The 8,814-nt window shown below is 68.5% G+C and carries 10 protein-coding genes and 1 pseudogene; 6 read left to right on the forward strand and 5 right to left on the reverse strand.

Going from position 1 to position 8,814, the window contains the following annotated elements; genetic code table 11:
* Position 1: 1 nt before the first annotated feature.
* Positions 2-1,018 carry an SDR family NAD(P)-dependent oxidoreductase gene (locus tag VML93_RS17880; protein ID WP_325612672.1) on the reverse strand — a complete coding sequence of 339 codons (1,017 nt, stop codon included), beginning with the start codon at positions 1,016-1,018 and terminating at the stop codon, positions 2-4.
* Positions 1,019-1,226: 208 nt separating this feature from the next.
* On the opposite strand from VML93_RS17880, the gene VML93_RS17885 reads away from it, so the two are divergent.
* Together VML93_RS17885 and VML93_RS17890 are read left to right on the forward strand one after the other, a co-directional pair.
* On the forward strand, positions 1,227-1,856 hold the full coding sequence (locus tag VML93_RS17885; protein ID WP_325612673.1) for a lysozyme inhibitor LprI family protein: 630 nt from the start codon (positions 1,227-1,229) through the stop codon (positions 1,854-1,856).
* Positions 1,857-1,962: 106 nt separating this feature from the next.
* A complete protein-coding gene (locus VML93_RS17890; RefSeq protein WP_325612674.1) occupies positions 1,963-2,721 on the forward strand; it encodes a methyltransferase domain-containing protein in 759 nt (252 codons plus the stop codon).
* Between the two features lie 10 nt (positions 2,722-2,731).
* On the opposite strand, the gene VML93_RS17895 is transcribed toward VML93_RS17890, so the two are convergent.
* Positions 2,732-3,658 (reverse strand): RluA family pseudouridine synthase, encoded by a 927-nt coding sequence (locus VML93_RS17895; protein ID WP_325612676.1) that lies wholly within the window; start codon positions 3,656-3,658, stop codon positions 2,732-2,734.
* 15 nt (positions 3,659-3,673) lie between these two features.
* Entirely contained in the window at positions 3,674-4,324 is a 651-nt protein-coding gene (lspA, locus tag VML93_RS17900) for a signal peptidase II (protein WP_325612677.1), read from the reverse strand.
* An 84-nt stretch (positions 4,325-4,408) separates the two neighbouring features.
* On the opposite strand from lspA, the gene VML93_RS17905 reads away from it, so the two are divergent.
* Positions 4,409-5,326 carry an asparaginase gene (locus VML93_RS17905; protein WP_325612679.1) on the forward strand — a complete coding sequence of 306 codons (918 nt, stop codon included), beginning with the start codon at positions 4,409-4,411 and terminating at the stop codon, positions 5,324-5,326.
* On the opposite strand, the gene VML93_RS17910 is transcribed toward VML93_RS17905, so the two are convergent.
* Positions 5,291-6,694, reverse strand: a complete 1,404-nt coding sequence (locus VML93_RS17910; protein WP_325612686.1) for a DNA polymerase IV — start codon at positions 6,692-6,694, stop codon at positions 5,291-5,293. The genes VML93_RS17905 and VML93_RS17910 overlap by 36 nt on opposite strands.
* A 48-nt stretch (positions 6,695-6,742) precedes the next feature.
* Here VML93_RS17910 and VML93_RS17915 point away from each other — a divergent pair, with 48 nt between their 5' ends.
* The 3 genes and pseudogenes from VML93_RS17915 to VML93_RS17925 form a co-directional block, all read left to right on the forward strand.
* A complete protein-coding gene (locus tag VML93_RS17915; RefSeq protein WP_325612681.1) occupies positions 6,743-7,312 on the forward strand; it encodes a class I SAM-dependent methyltransferase in 570 nt (189 codons plus the stop codon).
* A complete protein-coding gene (locus VML93_RS17920; protein WP_325612683.1) occupies positions 7,312-7,809 on the forward strand; it encodes a hypothetical protein in 498 nt (165 codons plus the stop codon). Before VML93_RS17915 ends, VML93_RS17920 begins: the two co-directional genes overlap by 1 nt.
* A gap of 70 nt (positions 7,810-7,879) precedes the next feature.
* Positions 7,880-8,398 (forward strand): annotated as a pseudogene (locus tag VML93_RS17925) (C39 family peptidase); the annotation flags it as partial.
* Positions 8,399-8,436: 38 nt separating this feature from the next.
* Here VML93_RS17925 and VML93_RS17930 read toward each other — a convergent pair.
* On the reverse strand, positions 8,437-8,814 hold a 378-nt coding region (locus VML93_RS17930), incomplete at its 5' end, for a DUF5915 domain-containing protein (RefSeq protein ID WP_325612685.1).

Here is an 8,814-nt window from a genome sequence, read left to right on the forward strand (position 1 = left end):
GTCACCAATGTATCCCTCGGGTCGCTTGCACAAAGGTTTCGCTTCGTTTATCGAAAGTTGATGTGTCAGTGGCGGATTCGGCTCCCTTGGCGGCGGCCGAGTCGCTGAACATGCCGAACGCGCGATTGCGTACCCGGTCCATCACCGCCGGGTTGACCGCGTCGGCCACGGCGGCGAACTGCCCGAACGGCGAACTGGCCCGGCGCGGCCGGTGAATGATCGCGTCGGTGATCACACCGGCGGCCTGGTCCGGCGTCAGCGTCGGGAACTTGTCGTACATCGTGGTCGGGCTGATCATCGGCGTCCGCACCAGCGCCATGTGCACGGTGGTGAATTTGACGTTGTCGCTTACGGTTTCGGCCTGCAGCGCGTCGCAGAGGCTGTCCAGTGCGGCCTTGCTCGCGATGTAGGCGCCGAATCGCGGCGCGCGGGTCTGCACGCCCACCGAGGAGACGTTGATGATTTGCCCGAAGCCACGTTCCCGCATGCCGGGGATGAACTTCAGAATCAGCTGAACCGCACCGAGGTAGTTCAGCTGAATCGTCCTCTGATAGTCGTGGATCCGGTCGTAGGACAGCTCCAGTGAACGCCGGATCGACCGCCCCGCGTTGTTGATCAGGATGTCGACGCCACCGAGGTCTTCCAGCACCTTGTCGGCCATCGTGGCGATGGCGTCCGTGTCGGACAGATCGCAGGGGTAGACGTGGGCGTTCCCGCCGCTCGCGCGTACCTCGTCCGCGACCTTTTCGAGGTTCTCCAGCGTGCGCGCGACCAGCACCACGGTTCCGCCGGCTTCGGCGATCTTCTTCGCGGCGGCCTCACCGATGCCCGACGACCCGCCCGTGATGAGCACGGTCTTGCCTTCGACCGCGTCGCTGAGTTTGCGACCCTGCACCGCATCGATCAGATTCCTCAGATAGAAGGGGCGATATCGCCCGGCCGAGTTCGGCGTGTTGACGGCGTTGGACATCGCCGCGAACGGCCTCTCGACGAGGTTCGCTAGGTCACCGAGATTCATCGGCTGCTGCTCCTGACGGTGTTGCCCGGCGGGGCGGGTGTGGGTGGTGTGACACGGGTCATAGTGCCAACCTAGGACATCCGTCAACCAGGGGGGTGCGGAATTGCTGCCATCCCGGCCGCACAACCGCGCGGATCTGAGCCGCTAATTTCCGGACCGGTGGGCGTGTCGGCATCCCGGTCCGCCGGACAGCCGGTAGTCAGCACATATGAGACTGATCGCCGCCGTCGTCGCCGTCCCGGCCGTGCTGTCGCTAAGCGCCTGTGGCTCGGAGACGCCAACGCCCACTTCTTCGCCGGCCGGCAGCACCACGCCGACGACGGCAGCGATGTCGTTCGACTGCGCCAAGCCCGCTAACCCGGCGCAACAGCTGGTCTGCAACGATCCGCAGTTGACCAAGCTCGACCAACGCATGCAGAGCGCCTACCAGCAGGCGCAGGCACGCCCAGGCGCCGACCAGGCCACCCTGACCACCGCGCAAAGCGCCTTCACCACGATCCGCGATGGCTGCGCCGACTTCGTCGACGCACGGACCTGCGTCCAGGAGGCCTACCAGACCCGGCTGGTCGAGTTGGCGATCGCGGACCCCGCCACCGCCGCCCCGCCCGTCGTCAACTACAACTGCCCCGCCGACTCCGGACCGTTGAGCGCGCAGTTCTACAACCAGCTCGATCCGCAGACGGCAGTGCTCAACTGGAAAGGCACCCGAGTCATCCTGTTCGTCCAGCCGTCTGGCAGCGGCGCCCGTTACGGGCGCCGAGGGTCCGAATACTGGGAGCACCAGGGCGAAGTCACGCTTGACCTCGGCGGCGACAAGTTCGTCTGCCACACACAGTGATGTGGTTGCGGTCCAACCTCTTTGACGCAGCGTGCGATCGGAGCCGCGCCGCCGATGGCCTGCCTCGGTCTCGTGTTGTCCCGGCTGCCGGGTGACAATGCAAGGCATGGGTCGCACATTCGAGGATCTGGTGGCAGAAGCTGATTCGGTCTGCGTGGACGGTTGGGACTTCTCCTGGCTCGACCGGCGCGCCACCGAGGAGCGACCGTCCTGGGGTTACCAGCGGATGCTGAGCCAACGTCTGGCGACCGTGTCGGCCGCACTGGACATTCACACCGGGGGCGGCGAAGTGCTGGCCGGCGCGGGCCCCTTCCCCCCCACCATGGCGGCCATCGAGACGTGGCCTCCGAACGCGGCGCTGGCAACCAAGCGTTTGCATCCGCGCGGCGTGGTCGTCATCGCGACTCGGGATGAGCCGCCGTTGCCGTTCGTGGACAACGCGTTCGACCTGGTAACCACCCGCCATCCCATCTCGGTGTGGTGGACCGAGATCTACCGGGTACTCCGGCCCGGCGGCGCCTACTTTGCCCAGCACATCGGCCCCGCCACCATGGGCGAGCTGACCGAATACTTCATCGGGCCGCAACCGGAGAAATGGGCCGAGTTGGAGCCGGAGGCGTTGCGGGCGCAGGTACAAGAAGCCGGCCTGCAGGTCGTGGATATCCGCATGGAGCGGCTGCGCGCCGAGTTCTTCGACATCGGCGCCGTCATCTACTTCCTGCGCAAGGTCATCTGGACGGTGCCCGACTTCACCGTGCAGCGCTATCGCGACCGGCTGCACGAGCTGCACGAGCGCATCGAGGCCGACGGACCCTTCGTCGCGCACCCCACGCGGGTCCTCGTCGACGTCCGCAAGCCGGACTGACCGCTGCCGGTCAGCCCTCGCCGCGCAACACGTCCAGCGCGTGCTGCAGATCCGGCGGATACGGACTGACGATCTCCACCCATCTGCCGTCGGCCGGATGGGCGAACGCCAGCGACCGTGCGTGTAGCCATTGGCGTTCCAGCCCAAGCCTTTTCGCCAGCTTCGGGTCGGCGCCGTAGACCAGGTCGCCGCAGCACGGGTGATGCAGCGCGGCGAAGTGCACCCGGATCTGGTGGGTGCGACCGGTTTCCAGATGCACGTCGAGCAGGCTGGCGGCGACGTGCGCTTCCAGGGTGTCGTAGTGCGTAATGCTGTGCCGGCCGGTGGTGGTGACCGCGAACTTCCACTCGGGCCCGCGGTGCCGCCCGATCGGCGCGTCGATCGTCCCACTGGACGGATCCGGATGTCCTTGCACCAGCGCGTGATAGCGCTTCTCGACGGTGCGTTGCTTGAACGCGCGCTTGAGCACGGTGTAGGCCCGCTCGGAGCGCGCCACCACCATCACCCCCGAGGTGCCGACGTCGAGGCGCTGCACGATTCCCTGCCGCTCGGGCACACCCGACGTGGTGATCCGGTAGCCGGCGGCGGCCAGGCCGCCGAGCACCGTGGGGCCGGTCCAGCCCACCGACGCATGCGCGGCCACCGCGGCCGGTTTGTCGACGGCGACGACGTCGTCGTCGGCGTACAGGATCGTCATGCCCTCGATGTCGATGGGCGTGTTCTCCAGCGGCGCGGGCGGTTCGGGCAGCCGCACCTGCAACCAGGCACCGGAGGTGAGGCGGTCGGATTTTCCGGCCTGCACGCCGTCGAGTTCGACACCACCGTCTTCGGCCAGAGCCGCCACCGCACTGCGGGAGAGCCCGAGCAGGCGCGCGAGCCCCGCGTCAACACGCATGCCCGCCAACCCCTCCGGGACGGGCATCGAACGGTCAGTCACACGCGCCGCCGGTAGTCAGTGCTGATCGGCCTTACGCCGACGGCCGGTCTGCTCGTCGGCCTTGGGCGGAGGCGGGTTGTCTGCGTCGGCTTTACGCCGACCTACGGTGTCGAAGTCGAAGCCGAAGATCGACAGCACGACGAGCAGGATGGCCCCGCCGACGACGGAGGGATCGGCGACGTTGAACACCGGCCACCAGCCGACCGACAAAAAGTCCACGACATGTCCCCGAAGCGGGCCCGGGGCCCGGAAGAAGCGGTCGACCAGGTTGCCCATGGCGCCCCCGAGGATCATCCCCAGTCCGACTGCCCACCAGGGCGACACCAGCCGTCGTCCCATCCAGAAGATGCCGACCACCACACCTGTCGCGATCAGCGTCAACACCCAGGTGTATCCGGTCGCCATCGAGAACGCCGCCCCCGAATTGCGCACCAAGGTCCAGGTCACCGTGTCACCGATGATCGACACCGGCTGCCCGGGGGGCAGCAGCCTGACGGCCAGAACCTTGGTGACGATGTCCAGCGTCAGCACGACCGCGGCAACCGACAGCAGCAGCCGCAGCCGCCTCTGCGACGTATGCGGCGCGGAATCGGCAGGTGGCCCGGCTGCCTCGGTTTCAGCGGGGTCAGTCACCGGCTCAGGTGATCCGGTTGGTTCGTCAGGCACTCAACCATCATCCCTCAGTGCGGATCCGGCGGCGCGAACCCCCGCGATCGGGCGCAACGGCGAGCGGTGCGGGATGATCCCAGCATGGCCCGCCTCACCGTCATCACCACCGGAGGCACGATCTCGACCAGCACCGGCGCCGACGGGGTGCGCCGGCCCGCGCACGGCGGCGCGGAGCTGACCGCGGGCCTCGACGTCGATGTCGTCGACTTGATGGCGGTCGACAGCTCCGAGCTGACGACGGCCGATTGGGACCGTTTCCGCGACGCGGTGCGAGCGGCCATCGAAGGCGGCGCGCAGGGTGTGGTGCTGCTGCACGGCACCGACACCATGGAGGAAAGCGCGCTGTGGCTGGAACTCACCTATTCGGGCAGCGTGCCCATAGTGCTGACGGGTGCCATGCGCAGCGCCGACGCCCCCGACTCCGACGGCCCGGCCAATATCCGCGACGCAGTGGCGGTAGCGGCCAGCGCGAGCGCCCGTGACCTGGGTGTACTGGTCTGTTTCGCGGGCCGGGTGTGGCAACCACTGGGTATGCGCAAAGCGGCCACCCAGGACCTCAGCGGGTTCGCCGGCGAGCTGGTCGGCACCCCGGACGGGGTTACCCGGCCCAAGACGCGGCCGTATCTCGGCGATCTGATCGCCACCGACGCGCCACGCGTCGACATCGTCACGGCATACCTGGGCAGTGACTCGGTGGCGCTGGACGCCTGTGTGGCCGCCGGCGCGCGAGGCGTGGTGCTGGAGGCGCTGGGCTCCGGTAATGCCGGAGCCGCTGTGGTCGAGGGGGTACGCCGGCACTGCCGCGACGGCGTGGTGGTCGCCGTGTCCACCCGAGTCGCCGGCGGGCGGGTGAGCGCCGGATACGGTCCCGGCCACGACCTGGTGGCCGCCGGCGCGGTCATGGTGCCGCGGCTGGCGCCGTCACAGGCCCGGGTGCTGCTGATGGCCACGCTGGCCGCGAAGCTACCCGTCGCCGACGTCATCGCCCGCTGGGGCTGAGCCTTCGGCCGGCTCCTCGTGGCGCAGCGCGCCGACGAAGTCGGGCCAGTCCAGGCTGTCGATCGGGTTGGCGCCGGTGATGTCGCTGCTGTCGACCGGGAACGTCCGGGCCGGCCCCGGACCCGAACCGCGGGTTTCGAACCGCACGGTGACCACACCGTGGCCCGCGCCCTGCACCCAGCCGTGCCCGAGCTCGCGGTGGACGACGTCGTCGCCGATGCGCCAGCGCGCGGTCTCTTGCCCCGATAGGAGTGCGGCCCGCAGCGTGTCGAAGTCCTCGTGTGCCACGGGCATCTCAGGCGTCTCCGGCGACAGCTCCAAGTCTGGGAACAACGACTCCTGCTGCACATCGCTGAGGCCCGAAAACCCAACGCCGAGAAGGCGAATGGGACCGATCTGCAGCGGGTCCAGCAGCAGCCGCCGGGCCACCGCGATGAGCGTGCCGGCCTCGGTCGTCGCGTAGGGCATCGTCGCCGACCGGGTCAGCGTGCTCATGTCGGACTTTTTCAGCTTCACCGTGACGGTGCGGGCGCCGCGGCCGTCGCGCAGCAGGCGTTGGTGCGCGTGTTCGGCGATCGGGTCGATGGCGTCGCGCAGTTGGTCCAGGGTGGTCAGATCGGCGGCGAAGGTCGACTCGGCGCTGATCTGCTTGGCCTCGGCGCGCTCGGCAACGGGGCGGTCGTCGATGCCGCGGGCCAGCCGGTGCAGCGCCGGGCCGATCGTCGCGCCCAGGATGTTGGCCACTTCGGCATCGCTGAGCGCGGCCAGTTGGCCGATGGTTTCGATGCCGAGCCGATGCAGCTTCTCCTCGGCGACCGGGCCGATGCCCCACAGCCGGCGCACCGGCAATCCGTTGAGCAGCAGCTGTTCCTCGGCGCGGCGGACCACCCGAATGCCGTCGGGTTTGGCCAGGCCGGAAGCGATCTTGGCGATCTGCTTGCCCGAGCCCGCACCCACCGAGGCGACCAGGCCTGTTTCGTCTTTCACCCGCCGGCGCAAGTGTTCGCAGAAGGCCGCGACGTCTTCGGGCGACGCCCCGGCCAGTTGCGACGGTTCCCCGAAGGCCTCGTCGAAGGACAGCTGCTCCACGACCGGCACCAGATTGCGCACGGTGTCGAAGACCCGCCGGCTGGCCACCCCGTACACGACGCCGCGCGGCGGCAGCACCACCGCTGTCACCCCGATCAGCCGACGGGCCTGGTGCATCGGTATGGCCGACCGCGCGCCGAACACCCGGGCTTCGTAACTGGCGCCGGCCACCACACCCCGGCCACCCAGTCCGCCCACCAGCACCGGTCGCCCCCGCAGCGTGGGCCGGGTGAGTTGTTCGACGGAGGCGAAGAACGCGTCCATGTCCAGGTGCAGCACCCAACGGGACTCCACACCGGCTAATGCTATTGGGCTACCGTTTTTGTCATGGCCATGAACCTTGTTCACCGGTGGCGCTGCAGTTCGGATGCCTGGGCGAAGGAAGTCGAAGAGCACATGTTGCCGACGGTGCTCGACGGCGTGGACCTCGGGGACAGCACCCTCGAGATCGGACCGGGATACGGGGCGTTCCTGCGGGTGCTGATCGACCAGACGCCGAACCTCACCGCCGTCGAGATCGACCCGCCGATGGCGCGACGACTGCAGGAACGGTACGGAGACCGGGCGCGCATCATCAACGGCGACGGCACCGATACCGGATTGCCTGACAACGAGTTCAGCTCCGTGTTGTCCTTCACGATGCTGCACCATGTGCCGACCGCCGAACTGCAGGACCGGTTGTTCGCCGAAGCCTGCCGGGTGCTGCGGCCCGGCGGCGTGTTCGCCGGCAGCGACGCCGTGCCGTCGCTGCGGTTCCGCATCCTGCACTTCCGCGACATCTGCAACCCGATCCCGCCCGAGACTCTGCCGGATCGCTTGCGCGCAGCGGGGTTTCAGGACGTCGACGTCAAAGTCGACGGGGGCAGGCAGCGCTGGCGCGCGGTGAAGGCAAGCTGATGGACACCGAGGCCGACCAGGCGCCGCAATCACGCTGGGAGCGGCTGCGCCACCAATGGGGCCAGCGGCTCGAGCCGGGCCAGCAGGCCACCGTGCTCGCCTGGACGTCGTTCACGGTCACCTTCCTCGGGCTGCGTGGACTCACCCACTGGATCCGCGCCGGCCACGGACCGTCAGGCGGCGGTATGAGTTTGGCCGGCAACCACTTTCACCACTACAACATCGGTATCGGAATGCTGGCGACGGTGGGGGCGGTGGGCCTGCGCGGAAGCGAGGAGCAGCGACGCCACCCGGCCGCCGCGGTCGCCTTCGGCGCCGCGAACGCCATGATCGTCGACGAGTTGGCCCTGCTGCTGGACCTCGAAGACGTCTACTGGGCCGCCGATGGCCGCAAGAGCGTGGACGCCGCGCTCGGCCTGATCGCCACCGGCGCGACGGTGGTAGCCGGGATGCCGTTCTGGCCGCACGCCCACCGCGCGCTGCGGTCGGCAAGTTAGGCCGAGCAGACATAAAAGCACCCACACGCACGACCCGGAACAAGCCGCCGAGTGGTGGCAGCAGCAGTCGCTCGAGGACAACTGCGGGCTTGCTTCGGTGGCAGACGTGGTCGGTGAAGTCACCGGCCACGCTCCGACCGAGAAGCAGATCATCAAGCTGGCACAGAACACCCCCTCGTCGATTCGCGACGGCCCGATCTATCTGCCCACCGGCGACCCGGGACACGAAGGCGCGCGTGGCGGCATCGACATGGCCGACACGGTCGTGCTGCTCGACCACTACGGCGTCAAATCGCATATGACCTACGACGCCCACCCCGACGAGGTGGGACTGCCCGCGCTAGAGCACTACCTCGGCGATCACCGCAAGGTCATCGCCTGGGTCAATTCCGGAACGATCTTGGACACCAACGACCAGCGCACCGAGCCCGACCACTTCCTCGTTGTCACCGGGATCGACACCAACAACCAGACCGTCCACCTCAACGACCCCTACGCCGATCACGCCAACACGAAGGTCGGCATCGCCAAATTCATGACCGCGTGGAAAATCGGGCAAGAATCGATCGTCGTCACCGCACCGGCTTAGCCCGGTTGGACGGCACGCCAAGTTCGGCCGAACAGACGTCACACCTTGGCGATGCTCACCCGCACGCCGTCGCCGATCTCGACCGCGGTTGCCGCATCGGCCGGCTCCCCGAACTCGAAGCTGACGGCCAGCACCTCGCCGGCGATGAAGTCGCGGTGGGTGTGCACCCAGTCGGCCCGCTCGGCGGGCACCCAGAGAAGCACGCGGATCCGGTCCGAGACATCCAGCCCGGTCGCCTTGCGCAGGTCCTGCAGTTCGCGGATGCGGTCCCTGGCCCAACCTTCGGCCTCCAGCTCGGGAGTGACCGTGCCGTCCAACACCACGAGACCGGCCCCGCCGGGCAGCGCCGCGGTGAACTCCGGGTCGGCGGCCACCAGCCGGGAGCTGTACTCGTCGGGCTGCAGCACGGCGGGCCC

The organism is Mycobacterium sp. (genome assembly GCF_035499775.1).
Taxonomy (GTDB): Bacteria; Actinomycetota; Actinomycetes; order Mycobacteriales; family Mycobacteriaceae; genus Mycobacterium.